Source organism: Streptomyces capparidis, assembly GCF_054782095.1.
Genome location: NZ_BAAGTD010000008.1, coordinates 195,534 through 203,997 on the forward strand (window position 1 = coordinate 195,534; position 8,464 = coordinate 203,997).

Here is an 8,464-nt window from a genome sequence, read left to right on the forward strand (position 1 = left end):
GCCCGCGACGACAAGCGACACGACGGCGAAGAGACCCGGAAGAGGTGTGCCCCGTGGCCGACGAGGCGACGCGCAAGGCGGTGGCGCTGGAGTACTGCCGCCTGATGAACGCCGGCGACCTGGACGGGGTGATGCGCCTGTTCACCCCGGACGTCCGCTTCCAGGACCCGGTCGGCACGCCCGCGCTGGTGGGCCTGGACGCGGTGCGCGGGCACCTGGCCGCGGCGATCGCCGCCCGCATCGAGGAGGAGCCGGGCACGCCGACGGCGGCGATGGACGGGGAGTCGGTCGCCCTGCCGGTGACGGGCACCATGGACCTGCCCGGGGCGCCCGGCGGCGGACGGGTGCGGTTCCGGCTGGTGAGCGTGCTGAGGGTGGACGGCTCCGGCCGGATCCGCGAGGTGCGGATCATCGCCGGCCGGACGGACGTCACCCCCGTGGAGGCGTGAGCCGAGCAGGTCCCGGGGGCGGTCAGCCGCCCGGGAGGCCGCCGGTGGGAAGGGCCGGCCGGGCCGTCGGCCCAGCCGCCCGTCCGGGTCCGGCCGTCAGTTCAGGAACCGCACGTCCGAGCCGCCCCAGTACACCCGCATGTCCTCGATGAGACTGTCGTCGTTCACCTGGACGACCAGCACGCAGGAGAACTCCATGCGCGCCGTCGCCGGGTCGGGCGGCGCCTGGAGGATGCCGTGCCGCACCATCAGCGGCCCGTTGGGCAGGAAGTTCATCGTCGACGTCACCGGCACCGCCGCGTGCCGCCCGTCCGGGGCCGCCACCGGCTCGCCCGCCGCGTCGTACACCCCGGCCGCCACCGCCCCGGCCACGTGGGAGCGCAGCGCCCCGTGCCCGATCCGCGTCCCGGTGCCCACCGGGTCCTCGAAGCGGACCGCGGGCGTGTAGAGCCGCAGCAGGCCCTCGACGTCACCGGCGTTGATCCGCTCACAGTGCGCCAGCACCAGCGCCTTGCGGGTGGCTTCGTCGGGCACGGACCTCTCCTCGGAACTCCCGGGCTCGCACGGGACTGCCCCGGCGGCACGCCGGACCGCCCGAGCGGGGCGCCCCCTTACGCGGTCAGCCTCACACGCCCCCGCACCCGGCGGAACCCCTAACCGGGCACCCCCGAACGGCCCGCACCGGGGCGGCCGCCCGCGCACCAGCACGGCCCGGCCGCGCCTCCCGGGGCACCGGCCGCCGATAAGGGGTCCCGACCCCTACCCACCCCCCAGCGCCCGCACACCCGGGAGCAAACAGGGGTTGGCCCGCCCCTCCCGCGTTCCTAGGGTGAAGATCCACCTTGACCGCGGGCGCGGGCCGAGCGAGCCCACGCACCGGCGACCACGACTGACCGCCGCACCGGGCCCGTTCCGCGACCCGGCGCCGTCGAGGTGCGACCCCCGGCACGGACGAAGCGCGATCTCAACACTCGGCCCGTGCACCCGAGACACGGGCCGAGCGGCCATGGGAGACCTGGTGGCGAACACAGCGAACACGGCAGGACACGCGAACCCTCAGCACATAGCCGTCGTCGGCGTGGCCTGCCGGTTCCCCGGAGCGGCGGACCCCGCGGCGTTCTGGCGGCTGCTGCGCGAGGGGCGCGACGCGGTCACCGACGTCCCCGAGGGCCGCTGGGACACCGCCGCCGAACCCGGGGGCGCCGCAGCGGCCATCCGCCGCGGCGGCTTCCTCGACCACGTCGACCGCTTCGACCCCGCCTTCTTCGGCATCTCCCCGCGCGAAGCCGCCGCCATGGACCCCCAGCAGCGGCTGATGCTGGAGCTGAGCTGGGAGGGCCTGGAGGACGCCGGGATCGTCCCCGGCGCCCTGGCCTCCGGCAGCACCGGCGTGTTCGTCGGCGCCATCTGGGACGACTACGCCACCCTGCTGCGCCGCAGCGGCGCCGCCGCCGGCGCCCACACCGTCACCGGCCTGCACCGCAGCATCATCGCCAACCGGGTCTCCTACGCGCTGCGGCTGAGCGGCCCCAGCATGACCGTGGACACCGGCCAGTCCTCCTCCCTGGTCGCCGTGCACCTGGCCTGCGAGAGCCTGCGCACCGGGGAGAGCGACATCGCCCTCGCCGGCGGCGTCAACCTCAACCTGGTCCCCGAGAGCGCGCTCGGCGCCGCCGGGTTCGGCGCCCTGTCTCCCGACGGCCGCTGCTACACCTTCGACGCCCGCGCCAACGGCTATGTGCGCGGCGAGGGCGCGGGCCTCGTCGTCCTCAAGCCCCTGGCCCGCGCCCTCGCCGACGGCGACGACGTGTACTGCGTGATCGCCGGCAGCGCCACCAACAACGACGGCGGCGGCGAGGGACTGACGGTGCCCAGCGCCGACGGCCAGCGGCGCGTCCTCGAACACGCCTACCGCCGCGCCGGGGTGGACCCCGCGCACGTCCAGTACGTCGAGCTGCACGGCACCGGCACCCGCCGCGGCGACCCCGTCGAGGCCGCGGCGCTCGGCGCCGTCCTCGGCGCCCGCCGCGACGACGGCGACCCGCTCGAGGTCGGCTCGGTGAAGACCAACATCGGCCACCTGGAGGGCGCCGCCGGCATCGCCGGCCTGCTGAAGACCGCGCTCGCCCTGCGCCACCGGCAACTGCCCGCCACCCTCAACCACCAGCGGCCCCACCCCGACATCCCCCTGGACGAGCTGCGGCTGCGCGTCCACACCGGCCTCACCCCCTGGCCCCACGACGACCGGCCGCTGATCGCCGGCGTCAGCTCCTTCGGCATGGGCGGCACCAACTGCCACCTCGTCCTCACCGAGGCCCCCGCCCCCGCCGCCCCCGCCGCCCCCGCCCCCGCCGCGCCCGCCCCCCACGGCTGGGCCCTGTCCGCCCGCACCGCCGCCGCCCTGCGCGGCCAGGCCCGCCGCCTGCGCGACCACCTCGCCGAGCACCCCGCCGCGTCCGCCGCCGACATCGGCTGGTCCCTGGCCACCACCCGCGCCGCCTTCGACCGGCGCGCCGTCGTCATCGCCGGGGAACCCGACCAGTACCGGCGCGCCCTCGCCGCCCTGGCGGCGGGCCGGCCCGACCCCGACGTCGTCGAGGGCACCGTCACCGAGGGCGGCACCGCCTTCCTCTTCTCCGGCCAGGGCAGCCAGCGCCTCGGCATGGGCCGCGACCTGTACGCGGCGCACCCCGTGTTCGCCGACGCCCTCGACCGCGTCTGCGCCCACCTCGACCCGGACGTCCGCGCGCTGCTGTTCGCCGAGCCCACCGAGGAGAACGCGGCCAGGCTCGACCGGACCGCCTACACCCAGACCGCGCTGTTCGCCGTCGAGGTCGCCCTGTACCGCCTGGTGGAGTCCTGGGGCGTCGTCCCCTCCCACCTCCTCGGCCACTCCATCGGCGAACTCGCCGCCGCCCACGTCTCCGGCGTGCTCTCCCTCCCGGACGCCTGCACCCTGGTCACCGCACGCGGACGGCTCATGCAGGCCCTGCCCGACGGCGGGGCCATGGCCGCGGTCGAGGCCGCCGAGGACGAGGTCGCCCGGCACCTGGCCACCGTCGAGGGCCGGGTGTCCGTCGCCGCCGTCAACAGCCCCGGCTCCACCGTCGTCTCCGGCGACGCCGCCGCGGTCGCCGCCGTCACCGCGCACTGGCGCGCCCAGGGCCGCAGGACCCGCGCGCTGCGGGTCAGCCACGCGTTCCACTCCGCGCACATGGACGCGATGCTGGACGACTTCCGCGCCGTCGCCGAGGGCCTCACCTTCCACCCGCCCGCGATCCCTGTCGTCTCCAACCTCACCGGCCGTCCCGCCGACCACGACGCCATCCGCACCCCCGACTACTGGGTGCGGCACGTCCGCCAGGCCGTGCGCTTCGCCGACGGCGTCACCTGGCTGCTCGCCAACGGCGTCACCACCTTCCTGGAACTCGGCCCCGACGGCACGCTCAGCGCCATGGGCCGCGCCTGCCTCGCCGCCGCACCCGACGCCCCCGAGGACACCGCGTTCCTCGCCGCGCTGCGCCGCGACCGGCCCGAGACCCGCACCCTGCTCACCGCCGCGGCGGCCCTCCACGTCCGCGGCGCGGCCCCCGCCTGGCCCGCCCTCCTCGGCGGCCGTCCCGGCAACCGCGTGACCCTGCCCACCTACGCCTTCCAGCGCAAGCGCTACTGGATCGACGAGGACACCGCCGCCCGGCCCGCCCCCGCGGCCCCCGCCGACACCACTCCCGGAACGGTTCCCGGCGCCCCCGACGACCACGAGCACGACGGCGCGCCCGAGTTCGCCGGGGCCGCCCCGAGCGGCGGACCGGCCGGCGAGTGGCGGCGCCGCCTCGCCGGCCTCGGCGAAGCCCAGCAGGCCCGCGCGGTGCTCGACCACGTCCTCACCGAGACCGCCGTGGTCCTCGGCCACTCCGCGGACGACACCATCGAGACCGGCTGGTCCTTCAAGGACCTCGGCTTCGACTCCCTGTCCTCCGTCGAGCTGCGCGACCGCCTCGCCGCGAGCACCGGCCTGCCCCTGCCCGGCGGCCTGCTGTTCGACCACCCCACCCCCGCGGCGCTCGCCGCCCACCTGCGCGCCGAACTGCTGGGCCTCGCCCGGGACACCGCGCTGCCCGCACCGGCCGCCGCCCGCACCGACGAGCCCATCGCGATCGTCGGCATGGCCTGCCGCTACCCCGGCGGCATCTCCTCCCCGGAGGAGCTGTGGCGCGTCGTCGCCGAGGGCCGCGACGTCATCTCGCCGTTCCCCGACGACCGCGGCTGGGACCTCGACGCGCTGTACCACCCCGACCCCGGCCACCACGGCACCAGCTACGCCAGGCACGGCGGCTTCCTGCGCGACCCCGGCCACTTCGACGCCGAGTTCTTCGGCATCTCCCCGCGCGAGGCCGTCGCGATGGACCCGCAGCAGCGGCTGCTGCTGGAGGCGTCCTGGGAGGCGTTCGAACGCGCCGGCATCGACCCGGCCACCCTGCGCGGCACCCAGACCGGCGTCTTCGCCGGCGCCGGGGCCTCCGACTACGGCGCGCGGCTGCACGAGGCCTCGCAGTCCGTCGAGGGCTTCTCCCTGACCGGCAGCTCCGCCAGCGTGGTGTCCGGCCGCCTGTCCTACACCTTCGGCCTGGAAGGGCCCGCGGTGACGGTGGACACGGCGTGCTCGTCGTCGCTGGTGGCGCTGCACCTGGCGGTGCAGTCGCTGCGGCAGGGCGAGTGCGACCTGGCGCTGGCCGGCGGCGTCACCGTCATGCCCACGCCCGGCATGTTCGTGGAGTTCAGCCGCCAGCGCGGCCTGGCCCCCGACGGCCGGTGCAAGCCGTTCGCCGCCGCGGCCGACGGCACCGGCTGGGCCGAGGGCGTCGGCGTGCTGGTGGTGGAGCGGCTGTCGGACGCGGTGCGCAACGGGCACCGGGTGCTGGCCGTGGTGAAGGGCTCCGCGATCAACCAGGACGGCGCCTCGAACGGCCTGACGGCGCCCAACGGCCCGTCCCAGCAGCGCGTCATCCGGCAGGCGCTCGCCAACGCCGGACTGGGCACGGCGGACGTCGACGCCATGGAGGCGCACGGCACGGGCACGCGACTGGGCGACCCGATCGAGGCCCAGGCGCTTTTGGCGACTTATGGCCAGGGCCGGGACGAGGACCGGCCGTTGTGGCTGGGGTCGGTCAAGTCGAACATCGGGCACACGCAGGCCGCCGCGGGCGTCGCCGGTGTGATCAAGATGGTGATGGCGATGCGGCACGGGGTGCTGCCGCGGACGCTTCATGTGGACGAGCCGTCGCCGCACGTGGACTGGTCGGCGGGTCGGGTGTCGCTGCTCAGCGAGGCCCGGGAGTGGGCGGCGCGGGGGGATGCGCCGCGTCGGGCCGCGGTGTCGTCGTTCGGGGTTTCCGGGACGAACGCGCACGTGATTGTGGAGGAGGCTCCGGAGGGCGTTGAGCCTGGGCCGGTGGTGGTTTCCGGTGAAGGCGGGCTCTCCGGGTCGGGTGTGGTGCCGTGGGTGGTGTCCGGGCGTTCGGCGGACGCGCTGGCGGCGCAGGCCGGGCGGCTGGCGGAGGCGGTGCGGGGTGCCGATCCGGTTGATGTCGGGTGGAGTCTGGTGTCGTCGCGGTCGGTGCTGGAGCACCGGGCGGTGGTGTGGGGGAGTGCCGCCGGGGAGTTCGCGTCGGGGCTGGAGGCGCTGGCCGCGGGTGGGGTTGCGGCCAACGTTGTGACGGGGGCGGCTGGGGCTGCGGATGCCGGTGCGGTGTTCGTGTTTCCGGGGCAGGGGTCGCAGTGGTTGGGGATGGGGCGGGGTCTGCTCGCGTCGTCGCCCGTGTTCGCGGCTCGGTTGGCGGAGTGTGAGGCGGCGCTGCGGCCGTTTGTGGACTGGTCGTTGGGTGAGGTGCTGGCCGGGGACGATGACGCCTGGTTGGGGCGGGTGGATGTCGTTCAGCCGGTGTTGTGGGCCGTGATGGTGTCGCTGGCGGCGGTGTGGGAGTCGCTGGGTGTTGAGCCCGCTGCCGTGGTGGGGCATTCGCAGGGTGAGATCGCTGCCGCTGTGGTGGCCGGTGCCCTGAGCCTGGAGGACGGCGCTCGGGTCGTTGCTCTGCGGTCGGCGGCGATTCGGGAGGAGTTGGCCGGTCGGGGCGGGATGCTGTCGCTGGCGGCCGGTGCGGAGCGGGTGCGGGAGTGGCTTGCGCCCTATGACGGTCGGGTGTCGGTGGCGGTGTTCAACGGTCCTGCGGCCACCGTTGTTGCCGGTGAGCCGTCGGCGTTGGAGGAGATCGCTGCCACCGCTGAGGCGGCCGGGGTGCGGGCGCGGATGGTTCCGGTGGATTATGCCTCGCACTCGGCGTATGTGGAGGAGATCAGGGGGCGGTTGCTGGAGTTGCTGGCTCCTGTCTCGGCGCGGGCTGCCCGGGTGCCGTTGATCTCGACGGTGACCGGTGAGGTGCTGGACACCACGGTCATGGGTGGGGAGTACTGGTTCACCAATCTGCGGCAGCCGGTGCGCTTCACCGACGCCGTTGAGCAGGCTCTCGCCTCCGGCCTGACCCGTTTCGTCGAGGTCAGTGCGCACCCGGTGCTGGTGATGGGTGTGCAGGCCATCGCCGAGGCGGCCGGTAAGGCGGTGACCGTCGTCGGGTCGCTGCGCCGTGAGGAGGACGAGCCGGCCCGCTTCATCGCGAATGCCGCCGAGTTGTGGGTGCGGGGCACTTCGGTGGATTGGTCGGCGGTGTTCGCCGGGCGGGCCGTGCGTCGTGTCGACTTGCCGACGTATGCCTTCCAGCGGCAGCGCTACTGGCTGGAGGCGCCTGCCGGGGCCGCCGATGTGACCGGTGCCGGGCTGGCCGCCGCCGACCACCCGCTGCTGGGTGCCGCGGTGAGCCTGGCCGCGGACGGCGGCTTGGTCCTGACCGGCAGGCTGTCCACCCGCACCCACCCGTGGCTCGCCGACCACGCCGTGGCCGGGACGGTGTTGTTCCCGGGGACGGGGTTCGTCGAGCTGGCGATCCGCGCCGGGGACGAGGTGGGGTGCTCCCGCCTGCGGGAACTCACCCTCCAGGCCCCGCTGGTCCTCACCGACCAGGGCGCGGTGCAGGTCCAGGTCGTCGTGGGCGCGGCCGACGGCGAAGGGCAGCGCTCGCTGACCGTCTACTCCCGTCCCGAGGACGCCGCCGCCGACACCCCCTGGACCTCCCACGCCGAGGGCAGCATCGACGCGGAGCGGCCGTCCGCCGCGGGCGCCGACCTGACGGTATGGCCGCCGACCGGCGCGCAAGCCGTCGCCGTCGAGGACTGGTATCCGCGGCTGCGCGGCGCCGCCTACGGCTACGGCCCGGCGTTCCAGGGCCTGCGGGCGGTGTGGCGGCGCGGTGACGAGGTGTTCGCCGAGGTCGAGCTGCCCGAGGAGCAGCGCGGCGACGCCGGGCGCTACGGCATCCACCCGGCGCTGCTCGACGCCGCCCTGCACGCGATCCTCCCGGTGGACGGCGGGGACACGCTGCTGCCGTTCGTGTGGTCCGGTGTGTCGCTCACGGCGGCCGGTGCCTCGGCGGTGCGGGTGCGGCTCGCGCCGGCCGGCGGCGGAGCCGTCTCCATCGCGGTGGCCGACCCCACGGGGGCGCCGGTGGCGTGGACGGAGTCCCTGGCACTGCGCCCGGTGTCCGGCGCCCAGCTCGCCGCCGCGGCGTCGGCCGAGCAGGACGCCGTGTTCCGCGTCGAGTGGACGCCCGCGACCGGCACCGCCACCGTGGACCCGGCCGGCTGGGCGCTGCTCGGCGAGGACCCGCTCGGCCTCGGCCTGCCCGCCCACCCCGACGTCGCCGCGCTGGCCGACGCAGGGGTTCCCTCGGCGGCCGTGCTCTGCTGCGTCGGCGGCACCGGCACCCGGGACGAGGGCCTCGCCGCGAGCACCCACCGGACGCTGACCGGCGCCTGGGAGACCGTCCGGCGGTGGCTGGCCGAGGAGCGGGTGGGGGACGCGCGGCTCGTGGTGGTCACGCGTGGTGCGGTGGCCGCCGGTGCGG

General features: G+C 75.8%; 3 protein-coding genes. 2 read left to right on the forward strand and 1 reads right to left on the reverse strand.

Annotation, left to right across the window (positions count from 1 at the left end):
* The first annotated feature begins 53 nt into the window (after nt 1–53).
* Nucleotides 54–449, forward strand: coding sequence for a nuclear transport factor 2 family protein (locus ACYVO2_RS09765; protein WP_461007247.1), 396 nt, complete (start codon nt 54–56; stop codon nt 447–449).
* 96 nt (nt 450–545) lie between these two features.
* Here the strand turns inward: ACYVO2_RS09765 and ACYVO2_RS09770 are convergent, their stop codons facing one another.
* A complete protein-coding gene (locus ACYVO2_RS09770) occupies nt 546–983 on the reverse strand; it encodes a nuclear transport factor 2 family protein (RefSeq protein ID WP_461007248.1) in 438 nt (145 codons plus the stop codon).
* 472 nt (nt 984–1,455) lie between these two features.
* On the opposite strand from ACYVO2_RS09770, the gene ACYVO2_RS09775 reads away from it, so the two are divergent.
* The coding region (locus tag ACYVO2_RS09775; RefSeq protein WP_461007249.1) for a type I polyketide synthase at nt 1,456–8,464 on the forward strand (7,009 nt) is incomplete at its 3' end.